This window comes from Acidovorax sp. GW821-FHT09A11 (assembly GCF_059418365.1).
In genome coordinates this window covers 138,590-159,222 of the sequence record NZ_JBWKPS010000004.1, presented here as the reverse complement: position 1 = coordinate 159,222, position 20,633 = coordinate 138,590, and the positions used below count along the sequence as shown (strand labels likewise).

The window sequence follows — 20,633 nt, the reverse complement described above, 5'->3', positions numbered from 1 at the left end:
GCGTTACAAGGCCTCGCCCAATGCCGACTTCATGGAACGGAAAAACCACCATCCGCCCCCCGCCAGCAGCACGACCCAGACAGCCAGGGCCACCGGAGTTCCCGGCGGGACAGGCATGTGCAGCACCGTGCTTTGCACCATCAGCACCAGGCATGCCAAGGGATTGAAGAGGAACCAGCCATGGAACTTCTCGGGCACCTGGGACAGCGGGTAAACAATGGGCGTCACATAGAACCAAAGTTGCAACGCGAAAGCCACCATCGAACCCACATCACGCCAGAGAAAGTGGGCCATGCTCAACAACAGGGTAAGGCCAAAGGTCAGGGCAATCTGTGCCAGCACCAGCACAGGCAGCCACGCCATCGATGCGTAGGGCCCCACACCCTGCGCCACGGACAGCACCAGCAGCAATCCATAGCCGATCCCGAGAACCAGCAGGCTCCCGCCCACCGATACCGCGGGCAGGATTTCGGCCGGCATGGGCTGCTTGCGCAGAAAATCCTCATAGGCGGCCAGGCTTCCCACGCCCCGTCCAATCGCATCGGTGAAGGGGAGCCAAACGGCCAGCCCGGCGAGCAAGTGCAGCAGGTAGCCGTTGCCCACGTCCAGTCCCGGAACGCGCACGGCAAGAACCAGCCCGAACAGGACGTAGAAGATGGCCAGGGTGGCAAGGGGTTGGACGAACGCCCACGCAAAGCCCAGTACCGAGCCCGCATAGCGGGTCTTGAACTCGCGCATCATCCAATACCGCCACAGCACCCACAACTGGCGCGGATTGCGTGGCGCGGCCGAAGACACGGCGGAGGAAGGAGATACAGGACGCGTCATGCCACCGTCCGCAGCCATTCGACCGACTTGGACACCCCTTCATCGAAAGCCATGGCCGGCTTCCAGTGCAGTTCTTCCTGGGCGCGCTGAATGTCCAGCACATTGACGGGCGGATCAAACGGGCGTGCCGGAAATACACGCCGTTCCACAGGGTGCCCGATCAATTGTTCCAGCGTGCGCACGATGTCATTGACACTGTGCCCCGCGCCGCCACCAATGTTGAAGACCCGGGTCTCCCCCTCATGGCGCGAGGCGGCCACGAAAGCCCGCCCCACATCGGCGGCATAGACAAAGTCGCGCACCACGGAACCATCCCCCCATACATCCACAGGCAGGGCCTTGAGCGCGCGGTGCGCAAAAACAGCGATCACCCCCTGGACGCCGTGGGGCTGTTGCCATTCCCCATACGGATTGCTCAAACGCAGTATCCGGCACGGCAGGCCGTGTTGCGCCTCCTCGATGCGCAAATGGTGCTCGATCGCCAGCTTGGTGGCCCCATAGGCACCCATGGGCATGGTGGGGTGTGTCTCTGCCAGAGGTACCGACTGCGGCCGGCCATAGACGGCGCCTCCCGAGGATGCGAACAGCAACCTGGGACGTGCAGTCTTCTGACGCAGCGCCTGCAGCAGGCGCAAGGTGCCCACCAGATTGGTCTGCACGTCCTGGATCGGATCTTGACTGGCCGTGGCTGGCACCGTGGAGGAAGCAAGGTGAACGATGACGTCCGCCCCTCCCACCGCATCCCACCAGGAGGGCAAGTCAAAACAGTCCGCCTGCACCGCGCCAGTCAACCAGGGGGCGCTGCCCGGCGCGGGCAATGCGCGGTCGACCGACCACACCTGTGCTCCTTCGGCCGCCATGGCCCGGCCAATGTGGCGCCCCAGGAAACCCGCTCCTCCGAGAATCGCGCAACGCATCAGGATTCGCCCCGCGGATTCTGGGCCCGGGCGTGCAACAGGGCCGACTCGAAGTCCTTCGCCACCATGTCCCAGGTCTGCGCCCGGGCAAACACTTCGGCGCGCTCGCTCAGGGCATGGCGCCGCGCATCGTCCTGCAGCAGCGCGCAAACCGCATTGGTCAAGCCCTCCGGAGAAGAATCGGCGAGCATGGCCACGTCGTCGTTGAGCAGCCATTCCACATTGGGACCCCGGTTGGACACCACGGCGCAGCCGGAGGCCATCAGCTCCAGGGGCAGCAACGAGGCATTCGTCAGCGAGAGCACCAGCGCCACGTCGCACTGGCTGTACAGATCGGGCAAGTCATCCAGCGCCACGGTGCCGCAGGCAAGGTGGGGGAACGGGATATGGTAGCCGGCGGTGTCCCAGCCTGCGAGCACGAACTGCGTGTCGGGCATGCGCTCCCACACGGCATTCAGCACCAGCAGGCCGATTTCAAATGCCCGCCGGGGCGTGGGGGGACGCGCATAGAAGAAAACCCGGCGTATCTCGGGCTCCCTGCGCGGCAGGCGCCGGTAGCGCTCCAGTTCCACGCCGAAACCCACAGGATGTGTGACCATCCCATACTCCTGCGCCAGCTTGGTGGCCAGCCAACCCCCTGCCGTGATGCCGAAGAAACCGAAGTGGTAGGTATTCTGCGCCAGCACCGACTCGGACCCCACCGGGTAGAAATGCGGCTCGTAATCCTGCACAAAATACAGCTTGTGCGTGGCACCGGTGAATGCGCGGACCGCGTACGCCGTGTCCCAGCCTGTGGCAACCGCAAATTCGCATGGCGGCAAGTTCTCCAGCCCCAGAAGCACCTGCGCCTGCAGGGGAAAGAAGTGCTCGCGAATGGCATCGCGGGCCTCTTGCGCATCCTGGTGCATGACGGGCGCACCGATCACGATGCTGGACGTGTATCCCATCTGCTCCAGATGCCAGATGGTGCGGAAAATATTCAGATGACCGCCGGAGCCGAGATTGAAGTCCGGGATGAACCACAGCAGCGCCCCCTTTGCGGGCTCGCCCGGCTGGGCCGGTAGGACATAGGGCAACGCAAAGCCGTAGTGCCGAAAGACATCGACATACCGCCCAGGCCCCTGGCGCAGGCGGCGCACCACGGCCCGCAAGGCGGCGAACACCCCTTCCTTGCGCGCCATCTCCTTCACGCGCCAGAGCTTCTTTGACAGGTTCAACGCCATGGTCAGGCCGCTCCCGCGCGCTGCAATTGCTCATCGCGCGACACCGAGCGCAATAGCCATGCCGGCAAGCGGTCGTGCCGGGTGCCCAGGTACTGCCCTGCGACCCGCGCCATTTCGACAAGGCTCATGTAGCCCGCGTTCTTGAAGAGCCGCCAGCCGCGCAATCCGCCGCTGCGCAGCCAGCCTAGATCACGCTTTGCAAGGTGCACGCCGGATTTCAAGGCCTGTACCAGGCTGTCCTGAATGCGGTAGCCAAAATAGAGGTTGAAGGAGCGCGCTTCGTCAAAATTGCGCTGCAGAGTCTCCCAGACACCAAAGTCGTGTGAGTGGTACACCATGGCCTCAGGCGCGTAGGCCTTGCCGTAGCCCGCCTCAATCGCCCGCAAGGCCCAGGTCTGGTCCTCTGCAAAAGCCACGTCCGGCAGCGGAAGTCGCTCCCACACCGACCGGCGGATACAAGAATTGTTGCTGGAGAAAAAATGCAGCCACTGGCGATAGCCCGGATCGACCGCAAAACGGTTCTTGTCCTCCAGGCGAACCACCGAGAGTTTGTCCCCAAATCCCGCGAAGTGCAGGCTCAGTTCGCAGTGCGTGACATGCCTAGCATGGGGATGTGCTCTGTGGGGGCCAAACGCCCCAGCCACGGACTCTTCTGTGCTGCATGCCTCCACCATATGACGCAGCCAATGCGCACTCGCAGGTTTGGCGTCCTGGGTCAGAAAAACTAGGAATTCCCCCTTGGCCAGAGACGCAAGAAAATTCCGCGTGCGGCCATGACCGAACTCTTCCGAGGCAATGACCTCACAGCGGACGCCGCGATCTCGCACCAACTCAACCGACCCATCCCTAGAGCCAGAGTCCACCACAATGATCTCAAAGGGCCACGGGGCCTGCTGCTTGAGAATAGTATCGAGCACTTCGCCGAGCAATGGACCGCCGTTTTTGACAGGAATTAATACGGAAGCACGGACGTCGGTCATTCATTAGTGCCTGCGGAGGCAGTCGCTCAAAGGGAAGTCTTGGCCAGCACGAACGCTACAACGCGCTTGGCAGGGCAGACGGGACTGACCGCTGCGTTCTGGATAACTCACCATTGTACTGGCCGCGCCGGGCGAAGCAATATACGCTTGTAACGACCGCCCCCGAAAGGCTCACCGCTTGGATTCGGATTTGTCAAACACGCTGCTGATACCCGCCGCATCCATCACCATTCCATACTTGGACAGCAGATCTTCCTCCAGTTTCTTGTTGCCGGTTTGGCGGCAGTAGCTCACCGCCCTCGCAGAAGCGGAAACGGCCACTTCATCCCAAGACAACTGACGACCTTCACGCTTTTCGCTGATGGAGAACAAGTAAACAAAATCCCCTTCGCGCACTGGGCCTACCATATCGCCCGCTCTGCTCGTCGCCAGGGCACGCACGATGGTGTTCTCCTCTGCAAGAATCACCCACCCCACATCTCCCTGTGGATCCAGGCGATAGATGGTATCAGCCCGCTTCACGACGCCGTCGAATGTTTGAGCTCCGGAGGCAATGGCCTGGGCCTGCGCCATGAGCCACTCCATGGCATTCTGCGAATCCACAGCTTCGGCAATGGGCAGCATCACACGATTCACACGCGCCATAGGCGGCACAAGAAACGCCTTCGGATTTTCGTCATAGAACTTGCGCACCGCTGCGCCGTCCGCCGGAGGACTGCAGACCGGGGCCAGTTTTTTGAAAATGGCGAAAGCGTAAGCATCGTCGAACCGGCCGGACTCCTGGCCAGACAACCGCGGCTCTCCGAGGCGCTCCCCTTCCAGAACGAGGACCCGTGTAAGGGCCATCTCGCGCACGATCCTCTCAATGCCCCATTTGTTCCGGGCACTGCTGCGCAAATCCACACGGCGATCCAGGTACTGCGCCATATCGGATGCGGTAATGACTTCGCCACCCGCAAATTTCGCCAGATTCGCAGCACACGCCGCCACCCCTCCCAACAACCCCGTCAACGACAACAGCGATACACCCAGGATGCGGCGGTAACTTTCAAAACGATTGCTCATCTTCTTTACAACTCCATCAACGCGCACGCTGCTGACGCGCACGCTCCACTTTAGCGCCTTCCCACAACGGGCCGTACACCACATCAATCACATCTCCCGCAGAGTTGAACGCGACTACATCGCGTTCACCATCCTTGTCGACATCAAGTATCTGCAGCCGAGTGGCAAAGCCACTCACCTTGTGCCAGCGCGTTTCCAGGACGTCGCCCTTCACGTCCAAGCGCTGCAGGTAGAGTTCGCCATCCTCCCCCCAGATGACCAGGTCATCCTCCAGCGGCGCCGTTGACACACTGCCAGTCAGAGGGGATTGAATCCATTGGAGTTCCCCTGTTTCCATGTGAACCCTGGCATTGCGCGCCCCTGTTTCGAGAGAAACAAACACCCAATTGCCGGACGGAGACGGCGCGGCATTGCGAGAAACGGCGGGGAAGGAAGCCAAAACAACCGGAGTCGACAGCACACTCGACTCAGGCACAGCAACAAGGCGTTTATCGTCTAGACAGGCCACCGCAATCGCCGCCCCATTGATGCCAGGAGCCTTGTTCAACTTGACAGGGTGCCATGGTGCCTCACACCAGTGGATTTTCTTCACGGTGGGCTCCCGCTGATCCTCCACCGCCCAGTCCATGACCCAAGCGACTTCCTTTCCGCTATAGGGAGTCACCAGCAGCGTATACCTGCCCCGCGCCGCCTTGGCAACCATCACGTCACGGGGCGCAAACCCGACCGGAATCTGCTGGAGGCGCTCGAGCTTTGCTCCTTTGACACGAAATACGTCCAAACTGGCAGTCGCTTCTACCGCCGCGACCAAGAGATCATCGGACAGCCACACAGCCGAATCGGGATGGTAAGCAACAGACAGGCGGTCAAGCTGCGTGGACTTCCGTCCGTCAATCTTGTGCAGCGCCACCATGCCGTTCTCATGCTCTACTGCCACTAGCAGACAGTTGCTGGCGCCGCAACGCACCTCTCCGCCCCAAGCCACAGGAACTGGCACCACAATCTGCTGTGGCCCAGATGTGACCGAACCTTCAACCTCGCCCGCAGCGTCTTGCAAGGGTTGCATTTGACAACCAGCCACAAAGCAGGCCACCGTAATCGCCATCGCCCAGGAAGGCACAGATCGAAACCTCAAAGCCATATTCAACCCCTGAAATGCAAAAAAAGATAGCGCCTTGCGGCGCTATCTTTACTGTCCTTCAAGGTTGTTACCTACAAGTGCAACAACCATTAGACCGCACTCAACAAGCAGACACCAAAAGGTGCCTGCCATGCCAAGCGTGTATTAAGGAGCGATGGTGGTGTGTGCGCCCAGCAGGGTCTGCACAGCGCCAAAGGCAGCCGAGCTGATCTGCGAGTAGGTGAACACGGAGCCCGTAGACTTAGCTGCCAGGGCATCGCCAGTCGCGCCACCCAGAGCTGCGTAGTCGCCAGGCACAGTGTTTGGCGTCCACTCGATGAAGCCATCGGTGAAGGTTGCAGGCAAGCCGGCGATGGATTCAGGATCGAACCAGTCCAGTTCAGCCTTCTTCAGAGCGAAATTAACCGACTTACGGTTTTGCTTGTCATCATAGATGTTGACAGTGTGGGTACCGCGATGGTCACCTGTGGACCAGACCACAACAGCGGTATCCAGGCCGCCAGGAGCTTGGTCAATTGCGTAGCGCATGCTGAACGTAGGCGCAACGGAACCAAAGGTCTGTGCAGCACCAGCTACAGCTTCCAAGCTGGTGGGACCCATCTTGGTGATATCAACACCGCTAGTAACAAGCAGAGGGCCATCGATCACTGGAACGAAAGCCACGTCCTTGCTGATTGCGTTTGCCTGGAAAGCATTGGCAGACAGGGACACATCACCAGCCGTAGCCAACACAGCCGCGCCAGCGCAAGCGGTCTGAGCAGCACCACCAACGGTGGATGCACCTGCGGCGAACACCAGGTAACCACGAACATTGTTCAGACCACCACCCGATTGCTCAGACCAGATGAAGGACTGATAGTCCTTGCTGGTCATGGTGAAGCAACCGTCGGTCACGTGCTGAGAGTTTTGGTCGAAGAACGTCCAGTACACGGCACGGGTACCAGCGGATTGGTTGATCAGGCCAACAGCGGTCGTGTCGGAAGAGCCGTTGTGGATCACGTTAGGAACCACAAAGCCATTGCTGTACGTACCCACGGTGTACGCCTGCGCCACACCAGCACTCAGCGCAGCGGCTGCAACGGCTGCCATTGCAAATTTTTTCATCTTCTCAGTCCTTAGATAATTGAAGGAAGCTTTCCCACCCTGTGCGGGATCTGCAACCCATCCGTACTCCGTTTGGGTTGATGCAATCTTATACTGATACCTTTAATTTTTTCAACCTATTTCCGCCAGAAACTCGTTACCCGCTTGTTTGTTGCACCCAAACAACGACACTTCTAGTTTTGCTCTTTGGTGAACATCACGCTGCGGCGCAGTACGTGGTGCCAGACGCCGTCGATGCGTCGCCACTCGTCTTCAGCCGTCGCTTCCTTGCTCTTGATCCGCAGCATTGGCAGCGAGTAGCGCATCCAGATATTCACCAAGGCGCGATCCCCTTCGATACTGCGGACACCCCGCACCTCCACGGCGTCGTAGCCAATGCCACCCCGCTTGAGGTATTCCTCCAGCGTGGCCTTGGGATCCTTGGATACCTCCTCATAGGGCCAGGCCGCCAGATTGTCGTTGGCGCGCAGCAATGCCCAATAAGCGTGCGCGCGCTTGAGCAATGCGGCCTTGTCATCTTCGGGCGACACAGCGCCCCCCCCCGTGGTGGCACAGCCTGCAAGTACCATTAGGGCTGCAGAAGTGGCAACGCACGTGAACAAATGGCGACGAGTGAAAGACTCTGTCATGTAAAGACTCTCCTGTGGGATATGGATTCGACGCAGCGGGTACAGCCGCAGCAGCACCCGTCCGGCGACTCAGCGCCAGGGCTGAAGCGGCACGTCCGCAGGGCGGATATTGAAAGGCTGTGCCTGCAAGGACAGCGAACGCATGCGCTCGCGCATCTCAGCGCTGGCCGAACGCAATTGGTCGTCATCCTCCAGGGCACGCGGCGTCATCAGCACCAGCAATTCGGTGCGATTGCGCTTGTTGGACGTGGTGGAGAACAATGAGCCCAACACCGGGATATCCGCCAGGCCTGGAATACCGCTGCGACTTCCGCTGTCGTTTTCACGAATAAGCCCACCCAGCACGATAGGCTCACCCGAACGCACGGCAACGCGCGTCTGAATCTGGCGGGTCTGGAACACCCGTTGAGTCGTCGCGATGTCTTGCTCACCAACGTCTGTGACCTGCTGGGAGATATCCATGCTGATCAATCCCCCCGCATTGACAGAAGGCGTCACTGAAAGCATCACCCCCGTGTCCTTGTAGGTGATGGATTCGGTCACCAAATTGCCTGTCGTGACCGCGGTAGAACTCTTGATAGGCTGCTGCTGGCCCACTTGGATGGTGGCGTTGTGGTTATTCAGTACCAGCACCGAGGGGCTGGACAGCAAGCGCACCTGCGACTTTTCGGCGAGTGCGTTAAGCGTGGCGCGCACCAGATTGGCCTTGCTCAAGTTCACGATGCTGTACGAAAAACCCGGTTGCTTTGGCCCTATGCCCCCGCTCGTGTTCATGTTCAGCGACGCCTGCCCTTCACGGCCGCCACTGAGGCCATTCTGCAGATACCACTCAACGCCGTATTCCAGATTTCCCGTTAGGCTCACTTCCACGATGCTGGCCTCAATCAGCACTTGCATCGGCGCCTTGTCAAGCTCCCGCAACGCCTGCTCAATGCGGCGGTACTCGGTTCGTGGGGCGCGGATCAGGAGGGCATTGCGTTTTTCGTCAGCTACAACCCGCACATTGCCATCCAACTGGCTGGTCGAAGTGAGCGATGTGTTGTTGGGAGATGTTGTTCTATTCCCGCCGGCACCGAGGGCTCCCCCCAGGGAACCGCTGCCCATGCCGCCCGTGCTGCCCGTGTTGCCAAAGGGGCTGGAACTGCTGCTTGAAAGACCGGAGCCAGCACCAAATCCCCCCCCACCCAGACCCGCGCCCTGGGAAAACTGCGTGGGAGCAGAGCCCGATGCCACACCGCCGGATCTGCCTTGCCCGGATTGCCCCCCACCGAACAGGCCATTGAGCATTTCAGCCAGTTGCAAAGCCGAGCCGTTTTGCACCGGATAGACAAACAGACTGGCCTCCAACGTATCGGTCGGGCGATCCAGGCGCCGAATCCAGGTTTCCACCTGGGCCAGCAGGTGGCTTCGCGGAGTGACCACGACCAGGGCATTGAGACGTTCAACCGGGAACACCCGAATGAGCCCGCCCAAGGGAGTGGCCACCTGCGCGGATGCTCCGCCACCTCCAGCGCTCGCTCCGCCACCCGCATTTGGCAATCCACCCACTCCCGCTGGTGCTGGTGCCGCGCCTCCTGGTGGCGCCGCACCGGTGCCGCTGTCCGCACCCAACATCGCCTGCAGCGCATCACGCACTACGTTGACGTTGGCATTCTCCAGCACGAACACTCCCAGCGACATTCCGGAAAGGAAATCCACGTCAAAGGCTTCGACCATCTCCAGCCAGCCACCCAACTGGGCCTTGCTTCCTTGCAGCACCAGCAGGTTGCGCATGGCATCCACGTAGACGATGGCTTCGCGCGGTGCGATGGGCGCCAGTATCTTGGCCATTTCGGCCGCAGCGATGTGGTTCAACGGAACGATGACGGTCCCGGCCCCCGACAAATCCTTGAAACGCGACGCGCCCACTACCGGGCGAGCTCCCAAGGTGACGGTGCGCTTGGTAACGTGGTAAACGCCTGCGTTGTCGCGGACGATCGCCAGGTCATGGGGAAGGAGCACAGCGTCCAGCACGTCCAGGACTTGGCTGCGCAGCAGCGGCTGGCGGGTATGCAGGCTCACCACCGTTTCGCCGCCGGCGTCAATGGTGTAGTTGAGCTTGAGCAAGTCACCCAGCAACGCCACCGCCAGATTGCTGACCGTGACATTCTCGAAGTTGAGTGCGACCTTGTCTCCTTTGGCGAGGACGGGGTCTACTTGCGGCGCAACGTCACGCTTGAAGAACTGGTCATTTCCAGGAAAAAGGCGGGTGCTGGAAGGCGCACTCTTTTGCTCCGGGACCTTGGCCCCCTTCGCAGCCTCCGCAGTATTGGGTGCCACAGGGGCAATTGGCACAGGCGCAGCCGCCTTAGGCGACGGGCTTGCAGCAACATCGGATGATGCCGCCACCGTTTGCTCGGGCGAAGGAGCCGCGGCAGGCCCGCCCTGTGTGCTGGCGCAACCCGCAGCCAGCAACGCCAGCAAAAGGATGGATGGCCGAATGTTCATAGAGATATAGCTCCAATATGGGGGTATGCCGCAGTGGCTTACTGATTTATGGTGGGCCTGCGCAGGCGATCGCCAATAGGACCGGCTTTGGGCGCCGCAGCGCTTCCTGCTTCCAGCGGGCGTTCTACGCGTTGATCGTCCGCAGATAGAAACACCGCGTTGCGGCCGTCAAATGACTCTATCCGCCACGGTTTTGTTTCCCCGGTAATCTTGAGTGTGGTGCCATCCGCACGCTGAAGGATAGCTACACGCTGCAGGCCGGATTCCAGTACGGCCGTAAGGCGTGACTGCGTCAATTCCGTAACCAAGCTGGTCTTCTTTTCATCCACAACCACCGGGCGCCGAGACGTCCAGAACAATGGACGCTCTACGGCCTGCTTAGCGCGGACGCTTATTGGCTCGGGCATGGGTTCGACCTTGGGGAGGTCAGGCTTGCGCGGCGGCGGTGGACTCCATCGATCTTTTTCGTTATGCCACCAGTAAGCACTGGCCGCCAATGCGGCAACCGCCAGTACCGGGCCAAGATGCCAAGGTTTGATCATGGCTTGACCTTTTCTGGTGCCAAGGGAGCCTCCAATTGCAGCGTCAGACGGGCAGTCTGGGGACCGGGCCCGGAGCTCCCCCCCTCGCGCATGATGTTGGCAGTGCGCACCCAGAACGGCGCACGTTGCGTTTGCAAGCTTTCCATGAAATTCACAAGTTTGGCCCATTCGCCACTGACGGTGGCCGTCAGGCGGATGCGCGCCAGCTTGCCCTCCCCCCCTGGCTCCAACGCAACCTGGGAGGAAACCAGCGTACTCCCAGAGGCCATGATCAACTGGCGGATCTTCTGCTGGATATCGTTCTGCGCAGCCTCACCAGCGGGGTGAAGCAAAGGGGCAACGGTATTGCTCGCGGAGCTGAGCAGCGTCTCGATTTCAGAGCCCGCGTTGACCACGCCCTCCAGCCGCTCGCTGCGAGGCTCCAACTGATGCAGCGCACCTTCGTAGCGTACCCAGAGTGCTCTATAGACCAATGCAGCACATGCCAGCGCACCAATGCACAGCACTAGCAGCAAAACGATCGAATGACGCCGCCAAACATTCATCTTCATGGCTTTGCCCCTTCACCTCGCCAGCGCAATTCGATCGTGAAGCGCTCCTTGTTCAACGCGCCATCGCGCACGTTCGCAGCAGTTGCCCGCACATCGGCAAATCCCGGTTGCCGTCCGAGGTGCCCAATGAGTTCGGTGGCATTGGCAGTCAGGCCAGTGATCTTTATCTCGGATCCATTGACTTCGAGACGATCGAGCCAGGTGTCGGCCGGGATCGCAGATGAGAGCCCGTCAATCACGCTGGCCAGAGGCATGTCGATGGCGATGCTCTTGCGCAACTCTTCCGCCATTCCAGCCTGACTGCGCAGTTCATCCATCTTCTGGCGCAGAGGAGCCGCCTTGGGCTCAAGCATGCCGACATGCTGCACAGCGCGGACCACCGCCTGCCGTTTTAGTACGAGTGGCATCAATGCGGGCAGCGACAAAGCGACCAGCAACAGCAACAAAAATGCTGCGGCGGCTCCATCTATCCAGTGCTGGCGGCTGCTCTGCTTTTGCCATGCCGCACCATGGACAGGGAGAGCGCGCCCTTGGCGGACCATGTACACCGGTGCATTCCCCGCAAATCCGTGCTGCGCCAGTTGCTGCTCCAGGGAGCTGCGCCGGCACATACCCCACTCGACCACCCATCCGCCCTGGGCCTTCGGCTCAGCACGCCAGGCAGCCACGATTTGCTCTGGAGGCATGGGTGAAACCCGCCAAAGGGCTTCCTCCACCCCCCCGGCCAGGGAGCGCTGGGGCATGTCCGGCAACTGCACCGTGCCCCATAGGCAGTCAGCTTCTGGCACCAGCAGGCTGGCCGCCTTGCGGTTGTTGGTGCGCTTGCGCAGACGCGTTCCCGAAATGGACCAGCGTCCGCCATCGGAAGCCACGGCGGGATTCGCGATCGAGGGCCAAGCCCCATGCTCCACCAGGACTCGTTTCAGATCACCAAAACCCCAGGCCATTCGGTCCAGCACCTTTTGCGCACGAAGAGATAGTTGCCCCCAACCTGTCATGGCTTGAATTCCTGTTCTGGCTTGTTAAAGCGGCGTGTCGGCTCCAGCGATAGCATTGTCCAGGGCGTCAAGTTGCCTGGACGCTCGCTGAGATCAACCCATGCCTCACGCTGCCACCATCGATCACCCTCAGTCCGCACAAACGCCTTGACACGCACTGTTTGTCCACCGCCTGTCCGGGTAGGCGAGAAAAAGTCGGCTGCGGCTCCTGTTTGGAGCGCCGCAGCCCGCATTTCTGGAGAGGAGTTGTGGATGCGAGCCCCCAAGCCTGGCTGCCCCGAAAGGGCGTCGATCAGTGCTGGAGGAGCCGAACCGGTTTCGATGCGTTGCTGCCCATTGATACCCAAGTGGGGCGCGATTATCTCATAGAGCTCCGACGTCATTCCCAGCACCGATCTCAACTCAGAGAGGTCATCCAGGGCCGCATTGCGGGGCTTGGCGGGCCAGCCCGCCGCACGGTACTGAGCCAACTCGGCCCCCCCCACACCGCCAGGCGTATCGTCAGGATCGATGAAATCCCGCACGCGCGAAGCCAGGATAGCGGCTTCGCCGGATGTCAGGCCGCCCGCCCGTTGGAACAAGGCCTGCATCAAGGCTTCACTTGCGACATTCACATCCACCAGCCCGCCGGAGGGCGTGATCTCCACCCAAACTTCATTGCCCCCCAGGGACAAACGCTGAATGCGGTATCCACTGTCCGCAGTCTTCTCCGACATGACCCGCTGCACCGCCAGCTGGATGACCGCATCCAGCACGGTCTCCGAACGCATGCGCTCCAGATCCAGAGCCGCGCGTTGTGTCTGCTGACGAACACCCCGGGCACTCGCCATCACAACCAATGACAGGGAAGCCACCAGCCACAGCACCAGAATCAATGCTGCGCCTTTGCTACGGCGTTTACTGCGGGCCATCATCTTGCCCTCGTCAAAGGGAAAATCAGCACGGGCCAGTCCCCCTGCGCATCGGCAAGCTCAACCTTGACCCGCGCAGGATACTGTGCTTTGGTGGAGTCCCACTGTTGCGTCCACTCCCCCGTCTGACCATCCTGGTAGTACCACTGGAGTGTTCGAACGTCCGGCAAAAGCGTCTCTCGCAAGGCACGACTCCAATCCAACGCCATCAGAGCCCCGTCATAGGGGATAGCCTCGACAGACAGATCGACACGACCATTCTCATGGCGCAACGGTGTTGTGCGGAACACATACAGCCCTCCCGCATCGCCACGCTCCGGCAAAGGGGCTACCCAAATGGCACCCGCCGCATTGCCGCTGAAAAATGTCACAACCTTGTTTTCGCTCGTACGCTGCATCAGCAAACGCAGGGTGTCAAACTTGCGCCCCAGCCACTGGCTGACCACCATCATCCGCTCGGACCGGTCGATCACCCGCTGGTTGCGCTCCTCGGAGCGGCCTATCACGCCGACACCCGCAAACATCAGCGCCACCACGGCTGCCGTGACGGCCAGGGCGATCAGCAGCTCCAGCAAGGTGAACCCGCGAGAGGTTTTGCGAAAGGCCTGGCTCATGACGCAGACCTGTATGGTTTCCAGGTGGTCCACGTCACCGCGGTCACCCCATCTCTGCTGACCTCCACCGTGACCCTCGCCGCGCGCACGGGCCCTCCTGGCGCAGGACGACCGCTTTCGTCCATCATGGGAACCTGCTCGGGCACCACCTGGATGCGCCAGCGCCACACGCCCGACTGCCCGGAATCCTGCTTGATCAGATCTTCGGCATAAACCCCGGCGGCCAGCGCTGACTTGGCCACCAAAGAGGCCTCCACGCGAGCCTCCACATCCATGACATTCTTGGAGCTTTGCCCCACGCTTCGATAGAGGCTTGCCAGTGCAATGGAAGCGATGGCCATGGCAACCAGCGCCTCCAGCAGGCTGAACCCCCGCTGCAGTCGAGGCTTTCGCCTGCATTGCTGAAAAAACGGGTTCAGAAAAGGGGGCAGGCAGCGCTTCACCGTCATGACGGGGCCACGGTCGTGGCTTGCTCCACCGTTCCGAGCAACCAGTTCACGCGAAAAGTGACACCTTGCCCGCCGCGCAGGACCGCCAACCGCCCGCCTCGAGCACCACCGTCTGCACTGAATACAAAAATCGGCTCTCCCGCTGCGCCTGCTGCAGCCTTGGTGGACTTGGGATTGCGTTCGATGGCTTCCCACTGAACCAGCAATGGTCCAGGCACGTCCAGGGTCAACCGTCCGTCCACTACAAGCCTGCGGATTTCCGGCTGGTAGGTCACGGTCACCGGCCGGCCCTCCTGGACACTGAGTGCGCGCGCCTTGTTGAGCTGGCTGGAGACGTCCCGCACCACCTGGCTGTAGCGAGACCGCTCCATGTACGCCTGCCCCCCGGCTCCGACCACCGACACGGTAATGGCGGCCAGTACCAGCACGACCAGCATCTCCAGCAAAGTGAAGCCCTGGACGCGGCGCAATGGCGCCATCAAGAGAGGGCTCATGCGAAAGAAACCACCAAACGGTGCTGCAAACGGGGACGCGGCTCAGTTAAAAACGTCCGAGTTTTCGCCATCCCCGCCCTGCTTGGCATCGGCCCCCAGGGAAAACACGTCCGGCCCCCCGTTGCGGCCCGGGTTCTTGTAAAGATAGGCGGCACCCCATGGGTCAGAGGGCAGGCCCTTCTTCAGGTACGGCCCATTCCAGCCCGGCGCTGTCGCGGGCCGGTCCGCCAGGGCGCGCAGCCCCTCGGCGTCGTTGGGGTAACGGCCCACATCCAGTTTGAAGAGATCCAGGCTTTGTTCGATTTCAGAAATCTGAATACGGGCGGTCTTGGACTTGGCGCCGCCAAGCTGATCCAGCACCTTCGGGCCCACCAGCCCTGCAAGCAGCGTGAGGATCACCAGCACCACCAGCAATTCGATCAGTGTGAAGCCCGACGAACGCTTCGCCCGCGCCATTCCGTTGCTGCCAGAATTCTTTACATTCATATCAAATCTCTTAAACAATCAAAATCAAATTGTGTCGTTAATCGACAAGACACCACCCAGGATTGCAATAATGATGAATGCAACCAAGGCCCCGAGAATAATAATTATCAAAGGCTCCATGGCCGCCAAGACACGCCCCATGGTCCGGCGGCCCTCATCCTCGTAGCGATCCGCCAAGCCCAGCAGCGTAATATCCAGTTGGCCGGTTTCCTCTGCCACGCGAATGAGCTGCGGAGTGCTGGATTTTGCAAAGTACGGAGACGAAAAACCCGTGGAAAGCCGCTTGCCGGTTTTCACGATACCGACCAGCGGCTCGATATCCTTGCGCAGCGCGGTATTGGTCAACGTATCCACTGCAATGCGCAAGGCATCCACCATCGGAACGCCCCGCTGCAGCAAAATGCCGAAGGTCCGGAAATAGATGGCGAACTGCAGGTTCCGCAGCACCTTGCCGAACAGGGGAAGGTCCAGCAGCACGCTGTCGAGACGCAACCGCCCCGTGGGCGTTGCGCTCCATCGCGAGCCCAGGAACAGCGCAACCGCCAAGCCTAACAGGATCGCCATCCAGTGGGAGCGGATCAGATCGCTGAGGTCGACCACCAGCCGGGTCGAATAGGGCAGCTTGTCGCCCATGGAGTCGAAGATTTCCCGGAACTGGGGAACCACGAACGCCAGCAGGAGAACGACGGACAAGACAGCGACCACCAGCAAGATGACCGGGTACGTCATGGAAGAAATGACGTAGTTGCGCAGCTTGTCCTCGGCCTCGAGCTGGACCGTGAGTTCCTTCAGGACCACATGCAGCGAACCAGAGGTTTCCCCAGCCCGTATCAGGACCAGATACTGGCGCCCCAGGTCCCGCTCGAAAGGCAGCAGAGACTGGTACAGCGATTTCCCGCCCCGCACCCCCTCCTCCACCTTGGCAATGAATGCTTTCAGCCGCTCCGTGTTCGCCGTCTCCTTGAGCATGACCAGCGCCTTGTCGAGCGGCATGTTGGCCTGCTTGAGATGTGCCATCTCACGGCTGAACAGCAGTATTTCGCTGCGCTTGAGCTTTGCGCCCCGACCTTGCGGCTCATCCTGGGAGACCGCCCCCGATCCATCCGCGATGCGCACCGGTGTCACGCCCTGCCCGATAAGCCGCAGCCGCGCACTTTCCAGATTCAGCGCGCGGACGGTCCCCTGGCAGGCCTTGCCGTCGGACGTGATGCCATCGTATTGAAATTCAATCATTTTGACGAGCGACGCGCAGGACTTCTTCTGCCGTTGTCAGACCCTTGAAGACCTTGGTGGCGCCATCCTGCAACAAGTTCCCCCCGGCATAGGCGCCGTCTTCGCTGCTGAGCTTGGAGCCCCTTTCAAGGACCACCTTCTTGACGTCTTCCGTGAGGACCAGCAGTTCATGGACGGCGATCCGCCCCCGATAGCCCGTGCCCCGGCAGGCGGCACAACCCACGGATTTGTAAATGACCTGCCCCTCTTGCAAAGGCACCCCCAGGGATGCCGCCGCGGCCTGCGCCTGGTCCGGCAAAAGCGGGGTCTTGCACTCCTCGCACAGCTTGCGCACCAGGCGTTGCGCCAGCACGCCGACCACGGATGCCGTGATCAGATAGGGCTCCACCCCCATGTTGATCAGGCGGACGATGGCGCCGAGCGCACTGTTGGTGTGCAGCGTGGACATGACCAGGTGACCCGTCAGCGCGGCCTGCACGGCGATTTCGGCGGTTTCGCCATCGCGCATTTCGCCGATCATGATGACGTCCGGGTCCTGGCGCAGGAAAGAGCGCAGCACCTTGGCAAAGGTCAGTCCGATCTGGGGCTGCACCTGCACCTGGTTGAGCCACTGCAACCGGTACTCCACCGGGTCTTCCACCGTCAGGATCTTGAGGTTTTCGCCCTCCAGCTCCTGCATCGAGGCATACAGCGTAGTGGATTTACCCGACCCCGTGGGCCCTGTCACCAGAAAGATGCCATGCGGCACGCTCAGAAGCTGGCGCATGGTTTTCAGCGTGGGCGGCGTGAAATGCAGGCTTTCCAGTGAAAGCAGGTCGAAGTTTTTTTCCAGCAACCGCATGACGACGGATTCGCCGAACATGGTGGGGATGGTGGACACGCGCGAGTCCATTTCCTTTCCATGCACGCGCAGCTTGGTGCGGCCATCCTGGGGCATCCGGCGTTCCGCAATGTCCAGTTGCGAGAGGATCTTGATGCGGGACACGACCGCGGGGGCATCCTTGTTGTCGATCTCGTCGATGGGATACAGCTCGCCGTCCACCCGAATGCGGACCACCGATTTTTCTTCGTAGGTTTCGATATGGATGTCCGAGGCCTGGGCTGCCACCGCCTGTGAAAGGATGTGGCTCACCCGCTGGATGATGGGGGCCTCCGAGGCCATGTCCCGCAGGTGCTCGATGAATTCGGAGGCCTCGAACTGGTCGCCCCCGGTTTCTTCGTTCTGTTCGGGGTCCTGGACGTACCACTCGTTGAGCTGGCTGGATATTTCGGTTTCGAGGCCGAAGAATATCTTCGGCACATCCCCGAACACCAGGCGCAATGCATCGCGCAATGCAGCGCTCCGGGGGTCCACCGATGCAAACTCCGGCATGGAGTCCGCATCCTCCGCATTGCCCAGGGGAAGCAGGTTGTTGGCCAGCAAGAAGCTGGTATTGAGCCGCGACGTGGCGGGCTTTTCCTTGGGGAAGGCGTCCTGGCGCACCAGAGGCAGGTCAATCTGCCTGGATAGTGCGGCGTACACGTCGACCTCGGAAACCAGTCCCAGGCTGATGAGCAGGCGGCCCAGGCGTCCGCCCATGGAGCGCTGGACCTCCAGCGCCCTCTCCAGGTCGTTGCGCGACAATTTCTGGTCCGCAAGGAGCATCTCCCCGAGCCTGGGCGCAGCGACATCAACGCTTTCCACTTCACCTACTTCAGCCGAGAGCTTCATTACCGACGCCTTTGAACATTCTTTCAACAACCAAAATACCCAGGCATGATTTGCATCACCCGCAGGGGCGAATCACTTGAACCACAACAAACAGCGGCTTAATCGATCCAGCTCGGGACCCACATAATATTGGCGATATCCCACAATCCTCGCCACAAGCGGCCCGTCCCTCCACGCCAGGTATTTTGACACGTAGCCCTCGTCCAGCCCCAGGGCTCGCAACCGCTGCTGCAGCGCCCGGGCCTGCAGATAGGTGCCCTCTCCCAGCGACCTGACGCGCCTGACGACCCCGCGGCCGTTGGTGAAAAAGCGCAGCAAGCGCGTCCCCAGGCTGCGGTCCTTGGCGCCCAGTTGATTGGCGCCATGCTGGCGGTACAGGATCTGCGGGGTGCGAAGGAAGCTCCGACGGCCACTCCCGCTCACCAGCGCACACCACCAGTCATGCATGATGGCATGGGGCGGCATGGGCAAGGCCATCTGCAGCAGGGTGCGGTTCACCATCATCGTGCATCCCGTCACCTCGTTCACGCTGAGCAGGGAGAGCGGGGAACATTGCCGGGGATCCATCCTCTGGTACGCGGCGAACGAATCGGAGATCACATTCAGGCTCTCGTCGACCACGGTCAGATCGCCATGGACCAGGCAGGGCAGGCCACGCCCTCCTTCCTCCTCCATCCGCATCATCTCCTGCAACGAAACCTCTATTTTCCGGGGCAGCCAGACATCGTCCTGGTCCGAGAACACGGCCCATTCCGCCAGCCCGTCATGCAGGCTGGCTGCCATGAGATTCTCGAAATTGCGGACAACCCCATGGCCACGCGACGAATGGGGCAGCACCACAAGCCGCTCGCCAAAGCGCTCCTTGTAGCGCGCCAGGATCGCCAGCGTCGCATCCGAGGAGCCATCGTCGCTGACCAGGAGCCGGAAGTTCCTGTGGGTCTGGGCCCAGATCGAGTCGAGCTGGCCTTCGAGGTACTTGGCCCCGTTGTAGGTTGCCAGCAGCACATCCACCAGCGGCAGCGCCGTGCTGGCAGCCCCGCCGGATCCAGCGGGCAAGGAAATGGGCCCATCCGCGTGGGAGATCACGGCGCCCTCGTGCCTGCCGCCGCGCTGCGAGGGCGGCATTCCGAATCCATCAGCGCCTCATAGGCATCCGTGATGCCATCCCAGGTGTAGTGCTCCGCCACAATGCCCCGCGCGCGCTGGGCGCGCCGGGGCCGCAGGGCGTCCGACTCGCGCACCACCAGATCCAGACTGCGCGCGAGCTGCTCGGGGGTCGCAAAATAGTCGGCCGCATCGCGCGCAACCTCGCGGTTGAACGGGTTGTCGTGCGCGATCACCCAGTTTCCACAGGCCAGGGCCTCCAGAAGCGAAGGGTTCGTCCCCCCCACCGAATGGCCATGCAGGTAGCAGGCGGCATGCACGCGCAGGCTCGCCAGCTGCCCGCCGTCGTAGATGCCCCCGATGAACCGCACGCGCTCACTCGCGTGCTGCTGCAACTGCCGCTGGTAGGCCGTGGCACCCGAGACATCCCCCACGATGACGAGTGGCCAGTCTCCGCCGTGCATCACATGGCCCTGGATGATCTCGAGGATATGGTTCTCTGGCTCGGGCCGCGCCACCACCAGCATGTACCGATGGGCTTGCAGGCCCCAGAGGGAAAGCACGGCAGGGTCCACCTGCCGCCCCTCGACCAGTTCCGCGCCGTAGGCGATGAAGCTCGACGGCGCCCCCCGGGGATAGGTCTGGCGGAACCGCTGCGCAATGGCCTCGGCGTCGGCGATGAGGCGCGTCGCGGCCTTGGTGGTTACCCATTCCATGCAACGCAAATACAGGCGCGCGCCCCGGCCCCATTTGCTGCGGGCCCATTCGAGCCCATCCACGTTGATCCAGACCGGGACACCGAACACCCGGGGCCACCAGCAGGCCCATGCAGCGCCATAGCCCAGCATGTAGACAAGGTCGTAGCCACGGCAGGCATCCCAGAGGCAAGCACAATCGTAGGCCAGGACCGATGCCGCCCCCCACCGCGGACGGCGCTTGTGCCGCACGCGAACACCCTGGTAGAAAGTGTCCTGCACCGACGACTCGCCGGTTTCCGCATACACGGTGACCTCATGGCCCCGCGCCACCAGGCGGGTAGCGAGCTGTTCGGCGAATGTCTCGAACCCCCCATAACTCGCCGGAATGCCCCGGGCTCCGAGGATGGCGATCCGCAGCGCGGCCGGATTTGTGCGGGCGCCGGTCGCAAGCACCTGCGTCGGTGCCAA

The 20,633-nt window shown here is 61.5% G+C and carries 21 protein-coding genes; all 21 read right to left on the bottom strand.

All coding sequences use genetic code 11. From position 1 onward, the window contains the following. Positions 1-3 precede the first annotated feature (3 nt). The 21 genes from AC07PV_RS11870 to AC07PV_RS11770 all read right to left on the bottom strand — a co-directional run bounded on the left by AC07PV_RS11870 (position 4) and on the right by AC07PV_RS11770 (position 20,633). Positions 4-828: an ABC transporter permease gene (locus AC07PV_RS11870; protein ID WP_255591265.1), complete on the bottom strand. Its 825-nt coding sequence runs from the start codon at positions 826-828 to the stop codon at positions 4-6. After that, complete coding sequence (locus tag AC07PV_RS11865; protein ID WP_494630328.1) at positions 825-1,745, bottom strand: NAD-dependent epimerase/dehydratase family protein; 921 nt, start codon at positions 1,743-1,745, stop codon at positions 825-827. The genes AC07PV_RS11870 and AC07PV_RS11865 overlap by 4 nt, the downstream gene beginning before the upstream one ends. Then, on the bottom strand, positions 1,745-2,968 hold the full coding sequence (locus AC07PV_RS11860; RefSeq protein WP_494630327.1) for a glycosyltransferase family 4 protein: 1,224 nt from the start codon (positions 2,966-2,968) through the stop codon (positions 1,745-1,747). Before AC07PV_RS11860 ends, AC07PV_RS11865 begins: the two co-directional genes overlap by 1 nt. A gap of 2 nt (positions 2,969-2,970) precedes the next feature. Continuing rightward, entirely contained in the window at positions 2,971-3,948 is a 978-nt protein-coding gene (locus AC07PV_RS11855; protein ID WP_218340501.1) for a glycosyltransferase family 2 protein, read from the bottom strand. Between the two features lie 171 nt (positions 3,949-4,119). After that, entirely contained in the window at positions 4,120-5,013 is an 894-nt protein-coding gene (locus AC07PV_RS11850) for a peptidyl-prolyl cis-trans isomerase (protein ID WP_218340502.1), read from the bottom strand. Positions 5,014-5,029: 16 nt separating this feature from the next. Next, on the bottom strand, positions 5,030-6,079 hold the full coding sequence (locus tag AC07PV_RS11845; protein WP_494630326.1) for a hypothetical protein: 1,050 nt from the start codon (positions 6,077-6,079) through the stop codon (positions 5,030-5,032). A gap of 219 nt (positions 6,080-6,298) precedes the next feature. After that, entirely contained in the window at positions 6,299-7,258 is a 960-nt protein-coding gene (locus AC07PV_RS11840; RefSeq protein ID WP_218340504.1) for a hypothetical protein, read from the bottom strand. Positions 7,259-7,431: 173 nt separating this feature from the next. Continuing rightward, the gene (locus AC07PV_RS11835; RefSeq protein ID WP_218340505.1) at positions 7,432-7,887 is read right to left on the bottom strand and encodes a hypothetical protein; all 456 of its coding nucleotides are present in this window, start codon (positions 7,885-7,887) and stop codon (positions 7,432-7,434) included. Between the two features lie 69 nt (positions 7,888-7,956). Then, positions 7,957-10,206: a type II secretion system secretin GspD gene (gene gspD, locus AC07PV_RS11830; RefSeq protein WP_370628417.1), complete on the bottom strand. Its 2,250-nt coding sequence runs from the start codon at positions 10,204-10,206 to the stop codon at positions 7,957-7,959. A gap of 206 nt (positions 10,207-10,412) precedes the next feature. After that, a complete protein-coding gene (locus AC07PV_RS11825; RefSeq protein WP_255591266.1) occupies positions 10,413-10,916 on the bottom strand; it encodes a hypothetical protein in 504 nt (167 codons plus the stop codon). Further along, a complete protein-coding gene (locus tag AC07PV_RS11820) occupies positions 10,913-11,467 on the bottom strand; it encodes a GspMb/PilO family protein (protein ID WP_218293190.1) in 555 nt (184 codons plus the stop codon). Before AC07PV_RS11820 ends, AC07PV_RS11825 begins: the two co-directional genes overlap by 4 nt. Then, a complete protein-coding gene (locus AC07PV_RS11815) occupies positions 11,464-12,465 on the bottom strand; it encodes a PilN domain-containing protein (protein ID WP_218293189.1) in 1,002 nt (333 codons plus the stop codon). Before AC07PV_RS11815 ends, AC07PV_RS11820 begins: the two co-directional genes overlap by 4 nt. Beyond that, positions 12,462-13,376, bottom strand: a complete 915-nt coding sequence (locus AC07PV_RS11810; RefSeq protein WP_494630324.1) for a type II secretion system minor pseudopilin — start codon at positions 13,374-13,376, stop codon at positions 12,462-12,464. Before AC07PV_RS11810 ends, AC07PV_RS11815 begins: the two co-directional genes overlap by 4 nt. Continuing rightward, positions 13,376-13,990, bottom strand: a complete 615-nt coding sequence (locus tag AC07PV_RS11805) for a prepilin-type N-terminal cleavage/methylation domain-containing protein (protein ID WP_218340509.1) — start codon at positions 13,988-13,990, stop codon at positions 13,376-13,378. Before AC07PV_RS11805 ends, AC07PV_RS11810 begins: the two co-directional genes overlap by 1 nt. Continuing rightward, positions 13,987-14,439, bottom strand: coding sequence for a prepilin-type N-terminal cleavage/methylation domain-containing protein (locus AC07PV_RS11800; RefSeq protein WP_494630323.1), 453 nt, complete (start codon positions 14,437-14,439; stop codon positions 13,987-13,989). Before AC07PV_RS11800 ends, AC07PV_RS11805 begins: the two co-directional genes overlap by 4 nt. Continuing rightward, positions 14,436-14,933: a GspH/FimT family pseudopilin gene (locus AC07PV_RS11795; protein ID WP_255591269.1), complete on the bottom strand. Its 498-nt coding sequence runs from the start codon at positions 14,931-14,933 to the stop codon at positions 14,436-14,438. The genes AC07PV_RS11800 and AC07PV_RS11795 overlap by 4 nt, the downstream gene beginning before the upstream one ends. Positions 14,934-14,975: 42 nt before the next feature. Beyond that, positions 14,976-15,419 carry a type II secretion system major pseudopilin GspG gene (gene gspG, locus AC07PV_RS11790; RefSeq protein WP_255591270.1) on the bottom strand — a complete coding sequence of 148 codons (444 nt, stop codon included), beginning with the start codon at positions 15,417-15,419 and terminating at the stop codon, positions 14,976-14,978. A 24-nt stretch (positions 15,420-15,443) separates the two neighbouring features. Next, a complete protein-coding gene (locus tag AC07PV_RS11785) occupies positions 15,444-16,652 on the bottom strand; it encodes a type II secretion system F family protein (RefSeq protein ID WP_218293185.1) in 1,209 nt (402 codons plus the stop codon). Beyond that, complete coding sequence (locus AC07PV_RS11780; RefSeq protein ID WP_218340511.1) at positions 16,645-18,363, bottom strand: GspE/PulE family protein; 1,719 nt, start codon at positions 18,361-18,363, stop codon at positions 16,645-16,647. The genes AC07PV_RS11785 and AC07PV_RS11780 overlap by 8 nt, the downstream gene beginning before the upstream one ends. Before the next feature lie 72 nt (positions 18,364-18,435). Further along, positions 18,436-19,488, bottom strand: a complete 1,053-nt coding sequence (locus AC07PV_RS11775) for a glycosyltransferase family 2 protein (protein ID WP_494630321.1) — start codon at positions 19,486-19,488, stop codon at positions 18,436-18,438. Next, the gene (locus tag AC07PV_RS11770) at positions 19,446-20,633 is read right to left on the bottom strand and encodes a DUF1972 domain-containing protein (RefSeq protein ID WP_494630320.1); all 1,188 of its coding nucleotides are present in this window, start codon (positions 20,631-20,633) and stop codon (positions 19,446-19,448) included. The genes AC07PV_RS11775 and AC07PV_RS11770 overlap by 43 nt, the downstream gene beginning before the upstream one ends.

What these genes read in the sequence shown, in the direction of transcription:
- gspG (WP_255591270.1), bottom strand. Translation starts at nt 15,419, where the DNA reads ATGAATGTAAAGAATTCTGGCAGCAACGGAATGGCGCGGGCGAAGCGT.
- AC07PV_RS11855 (WP_218340501.1), bottom strand. Translation starts at nt 3,948, where the DNA reads ATGACCGACGTCCGTGCTTCCGTATTAATTCCTGTCAAAAACGGCGGT.
- AC07PV_RS11865 (WP_494630328.1), bottom strand. Translation starts at nt 1,745, where the DNA reads ATGCGTTGCGCGATTCTCGGAGGAGCGGGTTTCCTGGGGCGCCACATT.
- AC07PV_RS11780 (WP_218340511.1), bottom strand. Translation starts at nt 18,363, where the DNA reads ATGAAGCTCTCGGCTGAAGTAGGTGAAGTGGAAAGCGTTGATGTCGCT.
- AC07PV_RS11825 (WP_255591266.1), bottom strand. Translation starts at nt 10,916, where the DNA reads ATGATCAAACCTTGGCATCTTGGCCCGGTACTGGCGGTTGCCGCATTG.
- AC07PV_RS11800 (WP_494630323.1), bottom strand. Translation starts at nt 14,439, where the DNA reads ATGACGGTGAAGCGCTGCCTGCCCCCTTTTCTGAACCCGTTTTTTCAG.
- AC07PV_RS11775 (WP_494630321.1), bottom strand. Translation starts at nt 19,488, where the DNA reads ATGCCGCCCTCGCAGCGCGGCGGCAGGCACGAGGGCGCCGTGATCTCC.
- AC07PV_RS11785 (WP_218293185.1), bottom strand. Translation starts at nt 16,652, where the DNA reads ATGATTGAATTTCAATACGATGGCATCACGTCCGACGGCAAGGCCTGC.
- AC07PV_RS11835 (WP_218340505.1), bottom strand. Translation starts at nt 7,887, where the DNA reads ATGACAGAGTCTTTCACTCGTCGCCATTTGTTCACGTGCGTTGCCACT.
- AC07PV_RS11850 (WP_218340502.1), bottom strand. Translation starts at nt 5,013, where the DNA reads ATGAGCAATCGTTTTGAAAGTTACCGCCGCATCCTGGGTGTATCGCTG.
- AC07PV_RS11860 (WP_494630327.1), bottom strand. Translation starts at nt 2,968, where the DNA reads ATGGCGTTGAACCTGTCAAAGAAGCTCTGGCGCGTGAAGGAGATGGCG.
- AC07PV_RS11810 (WP_494630324.1), bottom strand. Translation starts at nt 13,376, where the DNA reads ATGGCCCGCAGTAAACGCCGTAGCAAAGGCGCAGCATTGATTCTGGTG.
- AC07PV_RS11870 (WP_255591265.1), bottom strand. Translation starts at nt 828, where the DNA reads ATGACGCGTCCTGTATCTCCTTCCTCCGCCGTGTCTTCGGCCGCGCCA.
- AC07PV_RS11840 (WP_218340504.1), bottom strand. Translation starts at nt 7,258, where the DNA reads ATGAAAAAATTTGCAATGGCAGCCGTTGCAGCCGCTGCGCTGAGTGCT.
- AC07PV_RS11820 (WP_218293190.1), bottom strand. Translation starts at nt 11,467, where the DNA reads ATGAAGATGAATGTTTGGCGGCGTCATTCGATCGTTTTGCTGCTAGTG.
- AC07PV_RS11795 (WP_255591269.1), bottom strand. Translation starts at nt 14,933, where the DNA reads ATGAGCCCTCTCTTGATGGCGCCATTGCGCCGCGTCCAGGGCTTCACT.
- AC07PV_RS11815 (WP_218293189.1), bottom strand. Translation starts at nt 12,465, where the DNA reads ATGACAGGTTGGGGGCAACTATCTCTTCGTGCGCAAAAGGTGCTGGAC.
- AC07PV_RS11845 (WP_494630326.1), bottom strand. Translation starts at nt 6,079, where the DNA reads ATGCAACCCTTGCAAGACGCTGCGGGCGAGGTTGAAGGTTCGGTCACA.
- AC07PV_RS11805 (WP_218340509.1), bottom strand. Translation starts at nt 13,990, where the DNA reads ATGAGCCAGGCCTTTCGCAAAACCTCTCGCGGGTTCACCTTGCTGGAG.